Here is a 20,689-nt window from a genome sequence, read left to right on the forward strand (position 1 = left end):
GGCGGTCGCGTTCGAAGTCGCTGATGACCTGGCCGTCGAGGTTGATCTGGTGCAGGTGGCCGCTGCCGTAGTACAGGCGATTGAGCCAGCGGCCGTCGGGCAGTTGGGTCTGGATCAGGTTGCCGAGTTCGTCGTAGTGGTGGTGCAGGTTGCCGGCCGTGCTTTGTTCTGCGAGCAACTGGCCGAGGGCGTCGTAGGCGAAGCTCAGGGCTTGGACGTTGCCGTCGTGGTCGGTGAAGGTGACGGCGGTGAGCTGGTCCAGCGGGTCGTAGCTGTAGTCGGTGCGGCCATCGTCGGTGACTTTGGCGATCAGCCGGCCAACGGCGTCGCGTTCCAGCCGATGAACGATGGGGGCCGGCGGTGCTTCGGGGACGACGGCCAGGCCGTTACCATAAGGTGCCGGAATCGCCGTGACCGCCGCGACGTTATCCAGCAGATCATAGGTGTAGCGCTTGGCGCTGCCGTCGAGGTCTTGTTGTTCGGTCAGCCGGTCTCCAGCATCCCAGGCGAACCGATAACTTTCGCCGTTCTCATTGGTCAGCGCTTGCAGTCGCCCATAGCGGTCGTACCCGAACTGCACCTGCCGGCCATGGGCGTCGGTGCGCTGGCGTACCTGGCCGCGACGGTTGTGTTGATACAGCGTGGTGTGCCCGGCCGGGTCGGTGTAGCCGATCAACTGGCCGGCGACGTCGCGCTGATACTGCTCGGTGCGGCCGTCCGGCAACTGGCTGCTGAGCAACCGCCCCTGGGCGTCGTAGCTGAACTGGGTGCGTTCGCCGAGGGCGTCGGTGATGGTTTGCAAATAGCCCCGGTTGTCATAGCTGAACCGCGTCGGATAACCCGAGCAATCGATGTGTTCGACCAGTTGGCCAAACGGGTTCCAGCGCAATTTTTTGCTTTTGCCGGTGGCGTCGATGATCTCGACGACCTGGCCGTGAGTGTCGTAGCGGTAGCGGGTGATGTGGCCCAGCGGATCGGTCTCGGCGATGCAGTTGCCGCGCTGATCGTAGCGATATTGCCAACTGTGGCCGGCGGCGTCGGTGTCCACCAGCGGCAAGGCCCAGTGCTCGAGCCATAGGGTCGAGTCACTGCGGCCCAGCGGGTCGGTTTCACCGATCAGGTTGCCGGCGTCGTCGTAACTGTATTCGTAGCGCCCGCCCAGTGGGTCGGTGGCGTTGAGTAATTGGCGCTCGTCGTTCCACTCGAACTGCCAGGTCTGGCCGAGGTTGTCGGTGTATTCGGTGATCTGGTGCTGGGTGTTCCAGCGACGTGTACTGACACGCTGCAAATCATCGGTGATGCGCGTGACACCGGCCTTCAGGTCATAGTCGAACTGGTAGGCGTCGCCCTCGTCGGTCCAGTGGCGGACCACGCGCCATTCTTGGTCTTCGATCAAGGCCCATTCATAGAAACACCGCAGCCCCGTGGGCAGCTGGTGCTCGACCATCCGCCGCCCGACGTCGTAGGCGAAGCGCCGTTGCACCTGGCCGGTGGCGTCGCGCACCTCGGCCAGATTGCTCATTGCGTCGTAGCCGTAGCTGACGAGCACTTCGCGACGTTGGTCGGGGTAGAGGCGTTCCACCCGAGCCACGCGACCGCCTTCATGAATCAGCTCGACCTGCACCAGATCGAAGGTGTCCCGCAGCCGAACAAGCTGCCCGCCGTCGTCATAGTCGAGGTGGATGCGGTTGTCGTTGCGGTCACCGAGCTGATTCAGGCGCAACAAGGACGGATTACCGGGTGTACCGTCGAACAGCCGATACAACCCGTCATCGTTTTCAATCAACAACTGCCCATTGCGATGCCGCCGAACACTCAGCCCTTCACCGGCACTGAACACCGCGCCGCCCAAGGGGATCGAGCCCATGTCGATGTGCCGACCCTGCTCGTCGGTATAAATCAGCGTTTCACCGCCCTCCGGGTGAGGCAGGATTTCGACGCATACCTCGTAGGACACACTCCAACCGGCGCCGAACAACCCGTCGCGCCGCTCGTCGTGGCTGTTGTAGAAGCGCTGCCAATCCATCGGCAAGACACCGGGCAGCACGAAGTCCAGCTCTTCATCGCCCCCCAGCACCTTGGCCCCGGTGGCGGCGTGCACCGGATTCGACGAACCCATGGCCGCGTTGGCCATGGCACCCATCGCGCTGCTGACGGCCATCGACGTCGCGCCGCCGATCAGCATGCACGGCAGTTTGCTGAAGAACTTGCCTTTGCCGCCCTTGAGCATCAGCAACGCGGTGACCGCCAGCCCTACGCCCGGGGTTTTGCCGCTACGGATCTCGCGCACCACCACCGAGCCGCCACCGATGGTGACGTTGGATGAGATCAGCCCGGAACCCACCACCTTGGCGTCGCAGGTGGTGCGGTCGCCGCTGCGCACGGCCGGTTGGCCGTTGATGGTGACTTTGTCCGAGCCCTCGGCCAGAAACTGCGGCGGCATCGGCGGATGCTTCATGCAGGTGACCAGGTCCAGCGGCTTGGGCACCGCGCCGGGCGCCGGGGTGGCGACAGTGGGGCGCCACATCTGGGAGAAGAAGCTTTCGGCCATATCCAGATAGCTGGGCTCGGCTTCGGGCTCGGGTGCTTCCAGCTCGGTACCGGCCGGCGCGACATGGGACGGGATCGCCCCGGCGGCGCGGGCGGCGGGAATGCTGTTGATCAGGGTGTTGGTGGAACCGGTGAGAATCGTCGCCTGCACCGTGGGCGGAAACAGCGAATTGCTGAAACTCTCGCACAGGTTGCTTAAACCCTTGTCGGCCCCGGTCTTGCTCATGGCAAGGCCGACGATGGTGCCCACCACCGCGCCGAGCAGGAAGCAACCGAGGCCGCCGGTGGCGACGGTGATACCCGTGGCCGCCACCACGGCAGCCGTCGCCAGCGCAGTAATCGCGATGTTGGCCGCCACCTCCAGCACACCGCCGAGGATGTCGGCCATCATCGAAGTGTGGTCGAGTGCATCGCCCAGCCGGGCGGCCCAGAGTGCGTCAGACATGCAGGGTGCTCATCAGGCCGGAACGTCGAACAACAGCGAATTCTTGATGGTCGCCCAATGTGCGGCTTCGGCATCGCCGAGTTTTTCCGCCTTCACGTAGCTCAGGGCGAGCATTTTGCGGGTGCCGGGCAACACCAGCGCCAATTGGTACTGGAAGACTTTGTCGTTGCCCTTGTTGAACTGGCTGCGCAACTCGATGCCTTCGACTTCCTGGTTGGCACCCAGGCGCACGGCGACGCCCGGTTGAAAACGCAAATCTTGCACTTGTTTTTCCAGGCGTTTGAGCTGGTCGTCGAAGTTGCTTTGCAGGGTTTCGCCGTCGGCCAGCAAGCTGCGGCTGACGATCAGCGAAGTGCCCAGTTCGGCGAACTTGAGGATGTTGATCGACGCGTCCAGTAACTCGCTTTCCGGCAGCTGGAACTGGAATTCATTGATTCGGTAGGTCATGGAACACAGTTCTCGTGATTAGCTCTTGGACATGGGAAACGCGGCATTGATGTTGGCGTCGATGCTCGCCTTGACGCCCTGGCCATCAGGCGTGGCGCCAGCGCCGCCGCCGTTGTTCAGGTGCAGCACGCCGCCGGTGTTGATCTCGGCATCACCGCTGGCATAGAAGCTGATTTGCACGCCGGTCAGGTTGATCTGGCCGCTGGCATTGAGCTCCAGAATGCTTTCGCCGCACACCAGCCGCAGGTTCTCGCCCACCTCGATGACGTAGCTCTGGCTGATGCTGTCGGTCTTGCGCTGGCCCACCGACAGAATGTCTTCCTGCTTGACGATGCGCAGGCGGTTGTTGCCGATGGTCACCGTCTCGTTATGTCCGATGCTCTTGTTGCGGTCGTGGCCCACCGCGTGGCTTTCATCGACCTCGACCACGATGTCCTGATTGCGCTCGGCATGGATGTACAGCTGCTCGGCGCCTTTTTTGTCTTCCATGCGGATTTCGTTGAAATTGGCCGGTGAGCCGCCCTTGCTCGAACGGCTTTTCATGCCGCTCTGGGTGGCGTTTTCCGGCAGGTCGTAGGGCACGGTCTGTTCGGCGTTGTAGACGCGACCGGTGATGATCGGCCGGTCCGGGTCGCCTTCGAGGAAGCTGACGATGACTTCCTGGCCGATCCGCGGGATCTGCATCGAGCCCCAGTTTTTACCGGCCCAGGACTGTGACACGCGAATCCAGCACGAGCTGTTTTCGTTGGACTGATCATGCCGGTCCCAATAGAAATGCACCTTCACCCGGCCAAACTGATCGGTCCAGATTTCCTCGCCTTTGGGGCCCACCACCAACGCGGTCTGCGGGCCTTTGACGATTGGGCGGTGGGTGTTGAGCAGCGGGCGGTAGCTTTGTTGGGCGTCGATGCAGGTCAGGCTGCTTTCGAACTGCGCCGAAGGCGCACCGCCGCCGGTTTCCCCGCTTTCCTGGGAAATGTAATAGCGGGCGCCGACGATCAGGTATTCGCGGTTCTGGTCCTGGCGGCTGAAGCCGGTGAGGCTGAACAAATGACCCGAGCCCAGGCCTCGGGCGTTGCCGGCCAGCTCGACCTGTTCGTGCAGGGTCTGCAAGGCTTCGATGCGGGTGCGGGCGTAATGTTCGCCGTCTTCGCTTTGCACATAAATGCCGGGGTAGTCGTACAGCGGATAATCGCCGGCGGTGTGCGGACGGGGCATGGCCGAGCGCACGTCGATACGCGCGCTGGGGCGCTGGAAATCATAGTCGTTGAGTTCCAGCGAACCCGGCTGGACTTCCTGGGCCAGGTGCCAATCGTGGATGTGATCACGTTCGCGCTGCTGCTCATTCTTGGGGTAGTAGGGCACCGAGGCGTAGCCGGGCACGTTGGCATGGGCGCCGTAGGCATCGGCCAACACCAACACATGACGACCCTGTTCATGGCGGAAGAAGTAGTAGATTCCTTCCTGTTCCATCAGGCGGCTGACGAAGTCGAAGCTGGTTTCGCGATACTGCACGCAGTATTCCCACTCGCGATAGGGCCGGCTCAGGGCGTCTTCGAAATCGGAAAAGCCCAGGTCGCGAAACACCTGCTTGATAATCTGCGGGATGGTCAGGTTCTGGAAAATCCGGCAATCGGAGGTGCGGGTCAGCAGCCAAAGCCAAGGCCGCAGCGTGACCTGGTAGCTGGCAAACTGGCCCTGATCGACGTTCTGGCTGCAGCGGGCAACGATGCCATGGAAATGACGTTCGCCACCGCCGTCCAGTTGCAGGCTCAGGGACATGGGTTTGCCGAGCAACTGGTTGAGGTCGATGGCATTGTCCAGTGAGTGCAGCTGCAACTCATAGTTGAACAGCCGCCCCAGCTCTTCGCCGCCGCCCATGTCTTTGAGCAACAGCACCTCCGGCCCCAGGGGGCTGGTGATTTTTGCCAGGCGTGAGAGTTGCTCGAATAGCATCAGTAATCCCGTAAACGTTGTAATCGCCGCAGCGCTTTTCTCAGCAGAAACCGGATCAAATGTGGGAGCTGGCTTGCCTGCGATAGCGGTGTGACATTCAGCATTGATGCCGATTGATACACCGCTATCGCAGGCAAGCCAGCTCCCACACTGACCGCATTCCTCCAGGGCTATGCGGCGTCGCTGAAGTCGTAGTGCAATTCGTTGTCCCGGGCGCTGATCCGCACCCCTGCCAGCGCCTTGCCTTCGAGCATGCGGGTGAGGAACTCGCGGCTCATGTCCGGTAGCAGGCTGTTGGTCAGGATGGTGTCGATCATCCGCCCACCACTTTCAGTTTCGGTGCAACGGGAGACGATCAGGTTGATCACCTCATCGTCGTAATCGAACGCCACTTTGTGGGTGTTCTCCACGCGCTTCTTGATGCGGTTGAGTTGCAGGCGGGTAATGGCCTTGAGCATCTCGTCGCTGAGCGGGTAGTACGGAATGGTCACCAGGCGGCCCAGCAAGGCCGGCGGGAAAATCTCCAGCAGCGGCTGGCGCAGGGCCTTGGCGATTTCTTCGGGCTCGGGCACGTTTTGCGGGTCTTTGCAGACCCGGGCAATCAGCTCGGTGCCAGCGTTGGTGGTCAGCAGAATCAAGGTGTTCTTGAAGTCGATCACGCGACCTTCGCCGTCCTCCATCACGCCTTTGTCGAAGACCTGGAAGAAGATCTCATGCACGTCCGGGTGGGCTTTTTCCACCTCGTCCAGCAGCACCACGCTGTAGGGTTTGCGCCGCACGGCTTCGGTCAGCACGCCACCTTCGCCATAGCCGATGTAGCCCGGTGGCGCGCCCTTGAGGGTGGACACCGTGTGAGCTTCCTGGAATTCACTCATGTTGATGGTGATGACGTTTTGCTCGCCGCCGTACATGGCTTCGGCCAGCGCCAGGGCGGTTTCGGTCTTGCCCACGCCGGAGGTGCCGGCGAGCATGAACACGCCAATCGGTTTGCTCGGGTTGTCGAGGCCGGCGCGGGAGGTCTGGATGCGCTTGGCGATCATCTGCAAGGCGTGGTCCTGGCCGATGATGCGTTTCTTCAAGTGCTGGTCGAGGTTGAGCACGGTTTCCAGTTCATTACGGGCCATGCGGCCCACCGGAATGCCGGTCCAGTCGGCGACCACCGAGGCCACGGCCTGGTAATCCACAGTCGGCAGGATCAACGGGGTTTCGCCTTGCAGGGCGCTGAGACGCTGTTGCAGGTCCACCAGTTTTTCACGCAAGGCGTGGCTGGTCTCGCTGCCGTCCTCGCTGTCCACCACGCCGACGCGTTCGCGCAGGGTGGCGCGGGTAGCGAGCAGTTCGTCCACCAGGGTTTTTTCTTCAGCCCAGCGGCTTTCCAGCTCGACCAGGCGTTCGCGCTCAGCGCTCAGCAGGCTTTCGCACTGGGTATTGCGGGCGCCGATACCAATGCCGATGGCATGTTCGCGGGCGATGATCTGCAGCTCGGTTTCCAACGCCTCGATGCGCCGACGGCTGTCGTCCACTTCGGCCGGCACGGCGTGCAGGCTGATGGCGACCCGGGCGCATGCGGTGTCCAGCAGACTTACGGATTTGTCCGGCAACTGGCGCGCCGGGATGTAGCGGTGAGACAGTTTGACCGACGCTTCCAGGGCTTCGTCGAGGATCTGCACCTGATGGTGTTTTTCCATCGTCGAGGCCACGCCGCGCATCATCAGCAATGCCTTGTCTTCCGACGGCTCGGCCACTTGCACCACCTGGAAGCGACGGGTCAGGGCCGGGTCTTTTTCAATGTGCTTCTTGTACTCGGCCCACGTCGTGGCGGCCACGGTGCGCAACGTGCCCCGGGCCAGAGCCGGTTTCAGCAGGTTGGCCGCATCCCCGGTGCCGGCGGCGCCACCGGCACCTACCAGCGTGTGGGCTTCGTCGATAAACAGGATGATCGGTTTCGGCGAGGCCTGGACGTCTTCGATGACTTGGCGCAGGCGCTGTTCGAATTCACCTTTCATGCTCGCGCCGGCCTGCAACAGGCCGACATCGAGGCTGCGCAATTCCACATCCTTGAGCGCCGGCGGCACGTCACCGGCGACGATGCGCAGGGCAAAACCTTCGACCACGGCGGTTTTACCGACGCCGGCTTCACCGGTCAGAATCGGGTTGTTCTGCCGACGACGCATGAGGATGTCCACCAGCTGGCGGATCTCTTCGTCACGGCCGACGATCGGGTCAAGCTTGCCGCTGCGGGCCTGTTCGGTGAGGTCGACGGTAAAACGCTTGAGCGCTTCCTGCTTGCCCATGGCGCTGGGGGCCATGGCGCCGCTGGCTTCACCGGGCACGCTGCCGGCGTTGAAACCATCGCTGGCGCTGAGTGCATTTTCCGGCGAGTCGCCGACGTATTCGTCAAAACGCTCGCTCAGGGCCTCGACCTTGATCTTGTCAAACTCTGCCGACAGTCCCAGTAACCCATGGCGCAGGCTCGGTGTCTTGAGGATGCCCAGCACCAGATAACCGGTACGCACCTGGCTTTCGCCGAACATCAGGCTGCCGTAGACCCAGCCACGCTCCACGGCTTCTTCAACATGGGAGGACAAGTCAGTGATCGAAGTCGAGCCCCGTGGCAAACGGTCCAGGGCTTCGGTCAGGTCCCGGGCCAGGCGCGCCGGCTCGATATTGAACTGACGGATGAGGCGGTGCAGGTCCGAATCCTGCAATTGCAGCAACTGATGAAACCAGTGAGCCAGTTCCACATAAGGGTTGCCACGCAACTTGCAGAACACGGTGGCGGCTTCGATGGCTTTGTAGGCCACGCTGTTGAGTTTGCCGAACAACGCGGCGCGACTGATTTCACCCATGCTCTTGGCTCCTTGAGATCTGTGAGGTGTTGGCTTGCTCGGCGTAATGCCGGGCCAGTATTAAGTCCTTGGCATCTTTTGCGGGCTTGCCCACCCAGGTATTGAACCCCAGGCGGAAGCGGCCATTGAGTTGCAGCGTCGGCACTTCGGGCTGTTGCAGAACCAGGTTCAGATCCCAGTCCAGTTCATGGCCCAGGTATTCGGCCACCCAGGCCACCAGCTCATTGAAGGATGGGCTGCCGGGCAACATGCCCATGTAGTCATCCAGCTTGAGCGGCCCCAGGCGAATGCGGAATTTGTGCTGGCGATCCCAGACGCAGCGGCCCAGGCAAAAATCCACGCCCAATTGATGGGCGCTCACGCCCACGCGGCTGCGCTCCGGCAGCACCAGCCATTGGCCGACGTACTCTTCGATCTCCACCGGCAGGCCGAAGTACTCGCCGATAATTGCCTTCAAACCGTCGGGGTAACGGGTTTGTGCCGACAGATGACCGCTGTAATGCAGCTTCGCCGTGTCGGGTATCAGCCCTTGTTTGAGCAGGCTCGGCATGCCTCGACCGCTCAGTGCTGCCAGACGTGCCGACCAGTAGTCATCGTCCGGGCGATCATGGCTGACTGTCGGCCGGGCTTCGGCCCAGGCCCGGTAAAACAGGCTCAGCAGGCGATGGTGGAACACATCCAGAAAGCGTTTGCTGGTGCTGTCGGCGTTGTTGCGCTGGCGTTCGCGCACATATTCGGTGAGGTGCAGCGGCAACGGGCCGTTGGGGCCGCCGAGGCCGAAAAAGAACTGCTCCAGACGCGCCGGCGAACCGTCGATGCCCGGCTGTACCGAGGCCAGGGTCGCGGGGGCGAAGGTGCAATCGGCCTGTTGTCCAAGGCGCAAGGGGTCGTCGGCCAGGCGCAACGAATGGCCCAGGCGCGGGAGCTCAGGCGATTCGCACTCGATGCGCCGTAATGCCTGGAAGAAGTCGTATTCCCAGGGCTCCTGATGCATCGCGTCCAGGGTACTCACAGGGTCGGACGGCGTCCGGGTTTGGCTTTCCATCGCATGATCTCGCCGCGTTCGGTGGTACGGATCACCGTCTCGGTAAAACTGTTGATCGACACGTAACGTGCCAGGAAGCGCTCGAACACTGCGCCGAGCAAGAAAACCCCGGTGCCGCGAAACGCGTTTTCATCGAATTCCAGGGTGATCTCAAGGCCACGACCAAACACGATCGGGCCCGGCATTGGCAAGCGTCGGGTGCAGGCTTTGCTGCTGACTTCGCGCAGGCCTTCGATCTGCAATTGCAGCGCCGTATCGTTGCTGTCGCCGTACAGGCGCAGCAGTTCGCGCAGGGCGGCGGCGCCCTGGCCTTGCTCGCTGAGGGACAGGTAGTTCAGCGAAAGCTGGCTGATCAACCGCCAGGCCTTGGCGTCGTGGGCATGGCTGGCGCGTGGGCGGCTCGGGCCCGCCACGCAGCGCACTGCTGCTACCGGTGCGCTGTCGGCCAGGGTGAAGTCGGTCTTGCTGTTGCCCACACTCATGAACAGCGGCAGGTCGCGGTTGGTGCACAACGCCGTTACGCCCAATTGGCGCAGGTCGTGGCGATAGGGCGCCTGCTGGCTGTCCACCAGACTGACGAAGGTTTCGCTGCCGATGTACGTCGAACGTGGGCCGTTGCGCCGCTGACCGCTGGACAGCATGCGGGGTTCGCGCCGCACCGTGTAATACGCCTGATCGCGGCCGTAGCGAGACGGATCGCGGACGGCATAGAACGGCAAAAAAGGCTGTTCCGACCCGGTGCCATGGCCGGTGAGGGCGGTCAGGGAATGAATCTCGAAATCCATCGGCCGGGTACGGTCGGCGATCACGTGATGTTCATTCACCCGTTCCGACAAGTGGATGCGATCCAGGCGCTTGGGAAACAAGTTGATTGCCGGGGTGCAGAACGGCAGGAACTGCGCGGCACCGACGCTGCCTTCCAGGCTCGGATCATGACGGTCGAACAGCACGATCAATTCCAGTTCCTGACCCTCGCAGCGTTTGACTGCCCGGCTCAACCCGGTGAAGTCGACAAACAGAAAACGGCGGGGCAGGGCGAAGTATTCCTGCAACAGGCGATAGCCCTGGAAGGCTCGCGAGACCACGGGCAGCGCGGCGTCGGTATCGTCGAATCCCACGGAACGCAGTGCATCCTGTGGCAGGCGTTCTACCCAATCGCCGCCGGGCTGACGTGCGAAGACGGCGCAGGCGTTGCCCAGCAGCTGTTCATAGAGGCGAAAGGGCTGCTCGTCTGCACCGTTGAGGTACAACGGCAGGTTATCCAGGGCCAGACTATTGAACGGCAGTTCGGCACCGGTGCGCAGGGTCAGGCGCAGGCCGGCCTTGGCCTTGGGGGTGCTGGCAGCCAAGCGCCCGAGCACGGCGGACGGGTTGCCGAAGTACTCGGCCTGACTGACCTGCAATGGCCACAACGTCACCGCATGGGCGGTGCGGTATTCGCAGCAGGTTTGGGTTTCGCGCCCCAGGGCGGCACGCAGGACCGTGTCCCGGGGCAGCGGAAAGCCGCTGCTCAGCGAGCCTTCATCGGGGTCGGCCTGCAAGTGCACCACGGTCATCGACGGTGTCGGCGCCAGGTAATGGGGGTACGCGATTTCCAGCAGGTTGTGGGTGAAGGTCGGGTATTCGGCATCGAGCTTGAGCTGTACCCGCGCCGTCAGGTAGGCGAACCCTTCCAGTAAGCGCTCGACGTACGGATCGGCGCAGTCCATGCCGGACAACGTCAGCCGACTGGCGATTTTCGGGTATTCCTGGGCGAACTCCGCCGCGCTTTCGCGCACGTGGTGCAGTTCCTGGTTGTACAGTTCCAGCAGGCGCGGGTTCATGAATGTCTCCGCTGGTCGGCGTTGACCACCCGCACATGACCGGATTCCAGGTCCAGGTCGGTTTGCAGCATCAGGCGCAGCGGCACTGGCTGGGCCCAGAGATCACCTTCGATCTCGAAACTCAGGGCGTTGTGGTTCATCTCGGCAGATGCCCGGGCTCGCACGCGCAGGGTATTGCGCAGAATGCGCGGTTCGAACGTGGCGATGGCCTGGTGGATCAGTGTCTCAAGCGCCGCGATATCGACGTTTGACGCACTGTTGCCGGCCAGGGCCGGCAGCCCGAAGTTGACCACCGAAGTGCCGGCCGGTGTATGCAGCGTCGCATCGGCGCTGAGCAATGAAGTGGTGTTGAGCAGCCACGCCAGGTCCCGCAGCACCGAGGCTTTGAGTTGGGTCAGGGATAGCACGCGCTTGTCGGCGCTTTCCTTGAGGTTGCTCGGGTCGTCGTCGGTCAGCCGATCCAGCAGGGACGGTTGCAGGCGATCGCGAGTGGCGATGTCGGTTACCACGAGAAATGCGCCACGAAATTTTTCTGGTCCATGCCGCCGGTCATGCAGCCAGCACTATGAGCGACTTTCGACACTTCCATAGGCTGGCTTTTGATTTGGCGGATGGCCTGATACCGAGCGTCACAATCACGGCTCGGAGGGGGCTCGGGCGTGGAGTGCTCCACGATGATGATTTGGGCATTGTTGAAGATTTCGACCCGTGGCTGGCCCTTGCGGTCGACACTCAGAAAACAAGGCCATGGCATGTCTAGTTTCAAGATGCTTTGGTCCTGTTTGCGTAACGCACATTGCTGATCGTGGTTTTCCAGAGTCAATGTTTGTCCGGCGACAATGACTTGATTGCTGGGTGCAGCAAGTGGTTGCTGCCCGGCCCAGGCATTGAGGCTCAACGGCAGGCAGCCGGACAGCAGCATCAACAGGGTTCGTTTGATCATTTCAATCCTCAAAGCCCAACCTGTTTTGCGCGATGCGCAGAGTCGTGAGTGATTGCATGTGAAGTCGCTTACCAAGTGAAAAGCGCTGTGTAGTCTTTCTGGTCCCCTGCGCCACGCAGGCAACTGGCACTGCGAGAAACCACCGAAGGTTCGAGCTGGCCTTTGATCTGGCGTACGGCGCGGTACTCGGACCGACAGTCGCGACTGTTGGCAGGGTCAACGCTTATGTGCAGCACGATGGCAATTGGCACATTGTTGAAGGACTCGACGTGCGGCTTGCCTTGTCGGTCGACCGCAAATTGGCAAGGCCATGGCATTTCGAGCGGCAGCACGCTCTGATCCGGTTTACGCAACACGCAGCGCTGCTGGTCGTTCTCCAGTGTCAGTTGTTGTGCGCCCAGGGTGACTACCTGGTCCGTGGCAGCAGATGGCGCTTGCTGGTCGGCGCACGCGGATACACTCGACAATACGCAACACAGGACCACTGCGTTTCGGCTGGACCTGATCATGTCAGCTCCCAGAACCAGATGGCTCGGGATCGGTAGGAAGGGTCGCTATACCGGCCGATGGTCAGGCCGCGATTCCACAGGTCGATATGGTCGCCGGTGCGACTGTCCGATGACTCTCCTGTCTGCTGGAAACAATCCTTGAAGAAGATGAGTCCGGTCTTGTCTTGCAACTTTCGACGTTCTTCGGCACTTCCACCGAGAATCAATGGCCGCCCCAGATGATGCTTCCACAACCAGTTCGCCAGCGACTCGGCACCCCGGGCGTGTTCATGCGCACACTTGGGTTCGGTGTAGGTGGATTTGTTGACCTTGATGGTCAGCTCTGCATTGAGTGTCGCGCTCATGCGGATGGCACACTGGTTTTCCCAAGGGCCATCACAGGGCTTTGCGTCAGGATACGTAACCAGGAGATCGGAATACGCTTTCCACAAATTGATAAACGAAGGCTTGGCCATGACTCAGACACCGGATGGGGAAGGATTGGATTCGGGCAAGCACCAAAATGCCCCCGACGCATAACGACGGGGGCACGTTCGATTACACCTTGACGTTCTGGCGGATGTTCCAGCCGAACTTGATCGGCCCGCCGTCCTTGGTGCCGTCGGCTTTTTGCGGTTGGTAGTCCACCAGCACCTTGGCGAAGTTAAGGGTGACGTTTTCAGTCAGGCGATCATCGCTGCCCGAGCCGCCAGTGCTCAGGGAACTGATCAGCACTTCTTCCAGGTTGATGATCATGTACTCGACCTGGCTTTCGCCGCCGGCCTTGCGCACGGTCAGCTTGACCTTGTCGATGTGCTTGCCGCTGGCGCAATGCATCATCAGGTTGGGTGAGGCCTTGTCGACGAACTTGGTCAGCGACAGGTCCTGGACGTTCACCTTGCCGGCACCGCCGCCGCCGCCCAGGTGCATATTGCCCGACTGAGACATGCCCCAGCTCCAGTTCAAGACGTCGATTTCGTCCTTGTGGGCCTTGTCCATGGACTCGCCCTTGATGTCGCCGATCTTGATGAAAATATCAACAGCCATGTTCTCTCCCTGTGTGGTGTCTACCACGTTGTTTGGTTAACGCCGACCTTGCGAAAATCTGTTCAAGGCTTCAGCGCAATCACGCTTTTTCGGGCTTGTCCCGATGCCAGTCAGGGCACAGAACCTGTGGGAGCCGGGCTTGCCCGCGATGCAGGCCCCGCGGTTTTCAGCCGGACCGCGTTGATGCCATCGCGGGCAAGCCCGGCTCCCACACAAGTGTGCCGCTGCAGGTTTTTACGCGCCTTTGGCCGAAGGCAACTTGGATACCAGGCGCAGGGACACCGTCAGACCTTCGAGCTGATAGTGCGGGCGCAGGTAGAACCTGGAGTTGTAGTACCCCGGGTTGCCTTCCACCTCTTCGACAATCACTTCGGCCGCCGCCAATGGGTGCTGGGCCTTGGTGGTTTCGGTGGAGTGCGCCGGGTCACCGTCGACGTAGTTGAGGATCCAGTCCTGCAACCAACGCTGCATTTCGTCCTTCTCTTTGAAGGAGCCGATCTTGTCGCGCACGATGCACTTCAAGTAATGGGCGAAACGGCAGGTGGCGAACAGGTACGGCAGGCGCGCGGCCAGGTTGGCGTTGGCGGTGGCATCCGGGTCGTCGTACTCGGCCGGTTTTTGCAATGACTGGGCGCCGATGAATGCAGCGAAGTCAGTGTTTTTCTTGTGCAGCAGCGGCATGAAACCGTTCTTCGCCAGTTCCGCTTCACGGCGGTCCGAAATGGCGATTTCAGTCGGGCACTTCATGTCCACGCCACCGTCGTCGGTCGGGAAAGTGTGCGCCGGCAGGTTCTCCACTTCACCGCCAGACTCCACGCCACGAATGCGCGAGCACCAGCCAAAGTGTTTGAACGAGCGGTTGATGTTCACCGCCATCGCGTAAGCGGCGTTGGCCCAGGTGTATTTGGAGCTGTCGGCGCCGTCGGTGTTTTCTTCGAACGCGAAGGCTTCCACTGGGTCGGTCTTGGCACCGTACGGCAGGCGAGCCAGGAAGCGCGGCATGGTCAGGCCGATGTAACGCGAGTCTTCCGATTCACGCAGCGAGCGCCAGCCGGCATATTCCGGGGTGGTAAAGATTTTGGTCAGGTCGCGCGGGTTCGACAGTTCCTGCCACGAGCCCATGCCCATCACAGTCGGCGAGGCGGCGGCAATGAACGGCGAGTGCATGGCGGCGCAGACTTTCGACAGTTCGCCCAGCAACTCGACATCCGGCGGCGACTGGTCGAAGTAGTAATCACCCACGAGGCAACCGTAAGGTTCGCCGCCGAACTGGCCGTATTCTTCCTCGTACATCTTCTTGAAGATCGGGCTCTGGTCCCACGCGGTGCCCTTGAATTTCTTCAGGGTCTTGTGCAGGTCCGTCTTGGAGATGTTGAGCACGCGGATCTTGAGCTGCTCGTCGCTCTCGGTGTTGTTGACCAGGTAATGCAGGCCACGCCAGGCGCTTTCCAGTTGTTGGAAGTCCGGGTGATGGATGACCTGATTGACCTGGGCGGTGAGCTTGGCGTCGATGGCGGCAATGATCGACTCGATCGACTTGATCGCGTCGTTGGACACCAGATCGGTCTGCGCCAGGGCCTGTTCGGCCAGGGTGCGTACAGCAGTCTCGACGGCTTCGCGAGCGCGTTCGGTCTTGGGTTTGAATTCTTGCAGCAGCAGGGAGGCGAACTCGCTGGCTTCTTCGGTGGTGCCCAGTGTCTGGGCGTCTGCACGTACTGGATCGGTCATGATCATTCGTCCTGATTAAGCCTGAGGCTCGGCGGGCTTGGGCGCACTGGCAAGTGCCTGGAGCAGCGCCGGATCCTTGATGGCCTTCATGATGATTTCTTCGGCGCCAGTCTTGCCGTCCATGTAGGTCAGCAGGTTGGCCAATTGAGTGCGCGCTTCGAGCAGCTTGTTCAACGAGTCGACCTTGCGCGCCACGGCGGCGGGGCTGAAGTCGTCCATGCTTTCAAAGGTGATGTCCAGGCTCAGGTTGCCTTCGCCGGTCAGCTCGTTGGGCACGTGGAACGCGACGCGTGGCTGCATGGCCTTGAGGCGGGAGTCGAAGTTGTCGACGTCCACTTCAAGGAACTTGCGATCGGCCACAGGGGCCAGAGGCTCGGCGGGCTTGCCGGCGAGGTCAGCCATAACCCCCATCACGAAGGGCAACTGAACCTTTTTCTCGGCGCCGTAAAGCTCGACGTCGTACTCGATCTGCACTCGAGGCGCACGGTTGCGCGCGATGAATTTCTGAGAACTTTGCTTCGCCACGTTGCTGCTCCTGGTCGCTCAAGCGACGGTGTTGGCGTCATCGGCGGGGCCGGTGACGTGACTGCGTGATCCGTACGCTTTTATTCGCTGTCTGGTCCGCGCAGGTTTTCAAATTGGCTCATGCCGTCGGGAATCAGGTTGCGCACGATCGCCGCAAAGTCGGCGTGCACCAGATTCTTTGCCCGGTTCAACAGCACCGGCAGAGGGCTGGAGGGCTCATGACGGGTGTAATAGGCAAGAATCCGGTCCAGGCTGCGCAGCACGTCGTCGCGGTTGTTGATTTCGCCAGTGCCGCTGCTGCGCGGTGCGCTCGGTGCGGTGGCGTATTCAACTGGCGCGGCGCTATCGTCGCTAATGGCATCGGGCAGGGGGGCGTCGCCGCTCTGGGGGGCGAACTGACCGAGAATCTGCAGGGCCATTTTGAGCGGTTGCTTCAACGGGCCAAGGTCAACGCCCTGGGCGGACCCGACCTGTTCGCTGACGTGTTGCTCGATGGCCTCGGCGACATTGCGGGCCTCGTGCAAGGCGGCGCGGGTAATTTCCAGCTGCTCGGGATCGCTGTCGAGGAACGCCCCGGCAAGCTGCTCGGCGCCGAGGTTTTCGTCAGGGAAGCTTTGCAGGCCGCTGGCGTTGGCGGCGGCGCGCAGGCTGACAGCGCCAAAGGTTCGCGAACGGGCCAGGATACTTTCGCGCAGCAGACGAATGGTGGCATCGGACGCCAGGCCGGCGAGGGCGTTGATGCGTACGGTGGGATCGTTGTCGTCTTCGGCATCCAGGCGTGGATGCAGGTCGGCCCAATATTGCTTGAGCAACTCGCTGATCAGCGTCAGGACGCGGGCCAGGCCGGTGAGACCTTCCAGGGCAAGGGAGCTTTGCAAAAGGAAATGGGTGATACGCAGGTCTTTGCTGCGTTGCAACAAATCCAGGCTTTGCTGCTGGATGCTGCGCCATTCAGGCGGTTCGGCAGGCAATATCGAATCGCCCATGCTGCGCTCGGGCTGGCCTAGGGAATCGCGTTCCAGGCGCAAAAAGTCCGCGTCGTATTCCAGATCTTCGCCACAAGGCGAAATCGCGGAAACGGCGGCAAGCAGCGAAAGCACTTCCACTGAATTTGATCTCCCTATCGCCCGCGACAGAGTCGGGCAGTTCACACGTTAGTTCCAAGTGGAACTTCGCATGTTTCCTTGCGTGTAATGGCCCTTTGGATCTTCTATGATCTTAAAGTGCCATCATTGTTATTCAAGAAAGTTGTTCATTTTTGGTGTAGTACTTATGGCTTGTCAAGGTAAGCTATTTGTCCTGTGTGACGGATGTGAGGTGCTTAACAACCCTCGCGACCGGTAGGTCCAGGAAGGTGCTGACGCAGGTTTTTTGTCACGTATACCGGTTAAGATCAGCAAACATGCTGGTAAAAATCCGTTTTTGTGGTTGTTTGCAAGGTTTGTCGGCGAGTTCCGCGGGGATTGATCTCCTCATTCGTCGACGCGCAAAGTGTGCAGCAAGGAGGCGAAATGCCACTGTGTTTGACTATCACTAGTTATCACAAGATTACCCCTGGTCAATGCTCTGAAAAATCCATGGATCAGGGGATGATGGCAATTGGCCGTAATTCTGATAATGACTGGGTATTGCCCGATCCAGAGCGCTTGGTCTCCGGAAAACATTGCATTATTCAATACAAAGATGGCCGGTATTATTTGACCGATAACAGCACTAATGGGGTGGAGTTAGTCAAAGCCGGCATTCGTCTGCGCAAGGGAAACAGCGAGCCGTTGCAAGATGGGGAAGTTATCCGCATCGGTGATTATGAAATCCAGGCGCGCATCGATTTCAATCTGCCTGTGACCGACAGCAACCCGTTTGCCGATTCCTCCAGCAGTTTCGATGCCTTGATGGGACGCCAGGGCGCCGGCGTGAAGACGCCGACCCCGTTGCCCGTGGCACCCCCTGCACATTTTCAGGGCGTGTCGGCCATGGACACGCTGCCGGACTTGTTCGACTTTCTGGCACCGAGCAGCATCCCGCCGGCCACCCAGCCCGACCATGTCCCGGTCGAGCAACACAACTTCCGTCCACCGACCCCGATCCCTAAACCGACGCCCATGACAGAGCCTGCGCCGCTGGCGTCGGCCCCACTGATTCCGGAAGATTGGGACCTGTTCAGCGACCAGCCTGTGCCGCTGGCGGTTGCCCCCTTGCCTGTTGCAGAAGTTGCGCCGCCACCGGTACCTCAAATCAGCGTACCGATCGAGCCGGCCTCCCTGCGCGAACCGCCCGTGGCCATCGTTGAGCCCCCGGTCAGTCCGGTCAGCCATTCTCAACCCGACCTGTTGCAAGCCTTTCTGCGCGGCGCCGGGCTGGATCAAGTGCGCCTGGAAAAGGCCCAGGCCGAAGCGCAGATGGAAAGCATCGGCCGCAGTTATCGGCTGATGGTCGAGGGCCTGATCGATGTCTTGCGCGCCCGCAGCAGCCTCAAGGGCGAGTTCCGCATTCAGCAGACGATGATTCAGCCGGTGGAAAACAACCCGCTGAAATTCGCTCCCAACGTCGATGAAGCCTTGCTGTTGCTGTTGCGCCACACCAATCAGGCGTTCATGGCGCCGGACCTGGCGGTGCGCGACAGCTTCGATGACTTGCGCGCCCACCAATTGGCGGTGATGGCGGGTGTGGAAGCTGCGATCAAGCACCTGTTGGCGCGTTTCGAGCCGGCACAACTGGAAGAGCGCATGGGTAAGCCCGGTGGCCTGTCGAGCATTTTCAATGGCTCACGACAGGCCCAGTACTGGCAGCAGTTCACCGAGCTCTACAGCAATATTTCCCGTGAGGCCCAGGAGGATTTCCAGGACCTGTTCGGTCGGGAGTTCAGCCGCGCCTACGAAGAACACAGTGCAAGACAACGTCGCCGCTGAGCGCCGCTGTCACATAACGCGATTCATAGCAAAGAATGGAACAACGGATAGCTGAAACGTCATTGAGGACGCAGGATGATTCCCAGGTTTTTACTCGCAGTTGCCACCGCGCTTCTGCTGACCGCGTGTGCCAAGGATGCCACCAAACCCCAACCCGAAGAGGCTGAGGCCGACACGGCCGCCGTCGAGTTGCACTTTCACGCTATCGCCGGGCTCAACCCCGGAGCCACTGGCCAGCCGGCCCCTGTCCGGGTGCGCATTTTCGAATTGAAAAATGCCGCCACCTTCGGTCGTTCCGATTATTTCGCACTGGCCGAACGAGCCCAGGCGACGCTCGGTGCGGATCTGATCGACCAGGACGAAGTGCTGATCCAGCCTGGCCAGCAGTTGAGCCTGCAGCGCGACCTCGATCCGGCCACTCGCCATATCGGCGTGCTGGTGGGGTATCGCGAGCTGGATCAGTCGCTGTGGCGCACGGTGATGAACGTCCCGCCGCGCCAATACACCGAATACCAGATCAGCCTCGATGTGCGCGCCGTGCGCAGCGCCGTCGTTGTTCCCCCATCCAGCCCTGCCCAATAAGCAATCGGAGCCCCCATGTCCTGGAACAATCGCGTGGTCTGGTCGGAAGGCATGTTCATTGGAACGCAGCACTTCCAGCAGCATGACCGTTACCTGGAGAACCTCATCGACGCCCGGAGTCGCCCATTGTCGGCCGGGGCCTGGGGGTTTTCTGAATTGCTGATCGATCAGGGCCTGCTGGCCCAGGGCAAACTGGCGATCATCTCGGCGCGGGGGCTGTTGCCAGACGGCACGCCATTCAACATTCCCCAGGATGACCTGGCGCCGAGCCCGCTGAATGTCGATGAAAACCTGCGCGATGGTTTGGTGTACCTGGCCTTGCCGCTCAAGCGCGCCGGCGCGCGTGACACCGTTGACGAGGGCGAGGCCCTGGGCGCTGCGCGCTATGTGAGTCAGGTGCGCGAGGTGCGGGACGACAACGCGCCGTTCGAAAACCAGGCCCCGGTGGCCGTGGGGTCGAGGGCGCTGCGATTATTGATCGCCCGGGACGGCATCAGCGACTACGCGGCGATCGGCCTGGTGCGAATCAAGGAGAAACGCGCCGACCGCGCCTTGGTGCTCGACGACACTTACATCCCGCCGCTGCTGGATGTGGTCGCTTCCACGCCCTTGGCCGCGTTTCGCAACGAGCTACTGGGCCTGCTTCATCAACGCGGTGAAGCGCTCGCCGGGCGGGTGGTGGCGTCCGGTGCCGGCGGTGCCTCGGAGATTGCCGACTTCATGCTGCTGCAACTGGTCAACCGTGCCCAGCCGCTGATTCAGCACTTGAGCCAGTTGAGCCCGTTGCATCCCGAGCGGTTCTACAGCGAGTTGGTGAGCCTGGCCGGGGAATTCTCGACCTTTACCGCTTCCGGGCGGCGACCGCAGGAATTCCCGCAGTACCAGCATGATGACCTCGCGCTGAGTTTTGCGCCGGTGATGCAAGCCCTGCGTGAGGCGCTGTCAATGCTGATCGACAGCAAGGCCACGCCGATTCCGATCGTCGAAAAAGCCTACGGCATTCATGTGGCCATGCTGGCTGACAAAACCCTGCTCGACAGTGCCAGTTTTATCCTGGTGGTGCGCGCCGATGTGCCTGCCGAGACCCTGCGCAGCCGTTTCGGCCTGCAGAGCAAAATCGGCTCGGTGGAACACATCCGCGACATGGTCAACCTGCAATTGCCGGGCATCGGCCTGCTGCCAATGCCCGTGGCGCCACGGCAGATTCCGTATCACGCCGGTTCCACCTATTACGAACTCGACCGGGGCAGCGAGCATTGGCAACAACTGGCCAACTCCGGCGGTTTTGCGTTCCACATCGCGGGCCAGTTCCCGGGGCTGAACCTGGCTTTCTGGGCGATCCGAGGATAAAC

General features: G+C 61.3%; 17 protein-coding genes. 3 read left to right on the forward strand and 14 right to left on the reverse strand.

The features are described 5' to 3' along the window. From AC1DIG_RS28260 to tssA, 14 genes are all read right to left on the reverse strand, one after another. Positions 1 to 2,995: DUF6531 domain-containing protein (locus tag AC1DIG_RS28260; RefSeq protein ID WP_477769961.1), on the reverse strand; the 2,995-nt coding region annotated here is incomplete at its 3' end. Positions 2,996 to 3,007: 12 nt separating this feature from the next. Next, positions 3,008 to 3,442 (reverse strand): DcrB-related protein, encoded by a 435-nt coding sequence (locus AC1DIG_RS28265; protein ID WP_477769962.1) that lies wholly within the window; start codon positions 3,440 to 3,442, stop codon positions 3,008 to 3,010. A gap of 18 nt (positions 3,443 to 3,460) precedes the next feature. Beyond that, positions 3,461 to 5,398: a type VI secretion system Vgr family protein gene (locus AC1DIG_RS28270; protein WP_477769963.1), complete on the reverse strand. Its 1,938-nt coding sequence runs from the start codon at positions 5,396 to 5,398 to the stop codon at positions 3,461 to 3,463. Positions 5,399 to 5,568: 170 nt separating this feature from the next. Then, the gene (gene tssH, locus AC1DIG_RS28275) at positions 5,569 to 8,247 is read right to left on the reverse strand and encodes a type VI secretion system ATPase TssH (RefSeq protein ID WP_477769964.1); all 2,679 of its coding nucleotides are present in this window, start codon (positions 8,245 to 8,247) and stop codon (positions 5,569 to 5,571) included. After that, on the reverse strand, positions 8,240 to 9,292 hold the full coding sequence (gene tssG, locus AC1DIG_RS28280) for a type VI secretion system baseplate subunit TssG (protein WP_477769965.1): 1,053 nt from the start codon (positions 9,290 to 9,292) through the stop codon (positions 8,240 to 8,242). The genes tssH and tssG overlap by 8 nt, the downstream gene beginning before the upstream one ends. Then, a complete protein-coding gene (gene tssF, locus AC1DIG_RS28285; RefSeq protein ID WP_477769966.1) occupies positions 9,256 to 11,115 on the reverse strand; it encodes a type VI secretion system baseplate subunit TssF in 1,860 nt (619 codons plus the stop codon). Before tssF ends, tssG begins: the two co-directional genes overlap by 37 nt. Continuing rightward, positions 11,112 to 11,624 (reverse strand): type VI secretion system baseplate subunit TssE, encoded by a 513-nt coding sequence (gene tssE / locus AC1DIG_RS28290; protein ID WP_477769967.1) that lies wholly within the window; start codon positions 11,622 to 11,624, stop codon positions 11,112 to 11,114. The genes tssF and tssE overlap by 4 nt, the downstream gene beginning before the upstream one ends. After that, entirely contained in the window at positions 11,618 to 12,037 is a 420-nt protein-coding gene (locus AC1DIG_RS28295) for a hypothetical protein (RefSeq protein ID WP_477769968.1), read from the reverse strand. Before AC1DIG_RS28295 ends, tssE begins: the two co-directional genes overlap by 7 nt. A gap of 89 nt (positions 12,038 to 12,126) precedes the next feature. After that, positions 12,127 to 12,567, reverse strand: a complete 441-nt coding sequence (locus AC1DIG_RS28300) for a hypothetical protein (RefSeq protein ID WP_477769969.1) — start codon at positions 12,565 to 12,567, stop codon at positions 12,127 to 12,129. After that, positions 12,564 to 13,022, reverse strand: a complete 459-nt coding sequence (locus AC1DIG_RS28305; protein WP_477769970.1) for a type VI secretion system amidase effector protein Tae4 — start codon at positions 13,020 to 13,022, stop codon at positions 12,564 to 12,566. Before AC1DIG_RS28305 ends, AC1DIG_RS28300 begins: the two co-directional genes overlap by 4 nt. 82 nt (positions 13,023 to 13,104) lie before the next feature. Next, positions 13,105 to 13,593 carry an Hcp family type VI secretion system effector gene (locus AC1DIG_RS28310; RefSeq protein WP_427545468.1) on the reverse strand — a complete coding sequence of 163 codons (489 nt, stop codon included), beginning with the start codon at positions 13,591 to 13,593 and terminating at the stop codon, positions 13,105 to 13,107. Between the two features lie 234 nt (positions 13,594 to 13,827). Beyond that, the gene (gene tssC, locus AC1DIG_RS28315) at positions 13,828 to 15,321 is read right to left on the reverse strand and encodes a type VI secretion system contractile sheath large subunit (protein ID WP_253417555.1); all 1,494 of its coding nucleotides are present in this window, start codon (positions 15,319 to 15,321) and stop codon (positions 13,828 to 13,830) included. A gap of 15 nt (positions 15,322 to 15,336) precedes the next feature. After that, entirely contained in the window at positions 15,337 to 15,846 is a 510-nt protein-coding gene (gene tssB / locus AC1DIG_RS28320; protein WP_007894500.1) for a type VI secretion system contractile sheath small subunit, read from the reverse strand. 80 nt (positions 15,847 to 15,926) lie between these two features. Continuing rightward, positions 15,927 to 16,952, reverse strand: a complete 1,026-nt coding sequence (tssA, locus tag AC1DIG_RS28325; RefSeq protein WP_477769971.1) for a type VI secretion system protein TssA — start codon at positions 16,950 to 16,952, stop codon at positions 15,927 to 15,929. Positions 16,953 to 17,357: 405 nt separating this feature from the next. On the opposite strand from tssA, the gene tagH reads away from it, so the two are divergent. From tagH to tssK, 3 genes are all read left to right on the forward strand, one after another. Then, on the forward strand, positions 17,358 to 18,755 hold the full coding sequence (gene tagH / locus AC1DIG_RS28330) for a type VI secretion system-associated FHA domain protein TagH (RefSeq protein WP_477769972.1): 1,398 nt from the start codon (positions 17,358 to 17,360) through the stop codon (positions 18,753 to 18,755). Between the two features lie 75 nt (positions 18,756 to 18,830). Beyond that, complete coding sequence (gene tssJ, locus AC1DIG_RS28335; protein ID WP_477769973.1) at positions 18,831 to 19,337, forward strand: type VI secretion system lipoprotein TssJ; 507 nt, start codon at positions 18,831 to 18,833, stop codon at positions 19,335 to 19,337. Positions 19,338 to 19,352: 15 nt separating this feature from the next. Beyond that, positions 19,353 to 20,687: a type VI secretion system baseplate subunit TssK gene (tssK, locus tag AC1DIG_RS28340; RefSeq protein WP_477769974.1), complete on the forward strand. Its 1,335-nt coding sequence runs from the start codon at positions 19,353 to 19,355 to the stop codon at positions 20,685 to 20,687. Positions 20,688 to 20,689: the final 2 nt, after the last annotated feature.

The sequence above is a fragment of the Pseudomonas sp. 05N431 genome (genome assembly GCF_056397005.1).